General features: G+C 73.3%; 1 pseudogene. It reads left to right on the forward strand.

The features are described 5' to 3' along the window. Positions 1-236: pseudogene (locus tag ACYQ0J_RS13555) on the forward strand (hypothetical protein); the annotation flags it as partial.

Genomic DNA, 236 nt, shown 5'->3' on the forward strand with positions numbered 1-236 from the left:
CATGGAGGGGCCGGAGCTGGTGGTGCACGGGATCCTCCTCCACGCCGACGGAAGGAGGTTCGTGGTCCTCGTCCAGCCCAAGAGCGGGGAGGCCTTCAGGCTCGTCCTGGGCCGGGCCCGGGGCTTCACCGCCTTCCTGGAGCCCAGGAAGGCCTACCGCCTCGAGGGGGCCCTGCGGGGGGGGAGGCTCCTCGCCGAGCGGGCCTTCCCCTTGGGGAAGTGGGTCCTGGCCCGGA

It is taken from the genome of Thermus sp. FJN-A, from assembly GCF_054655095.1.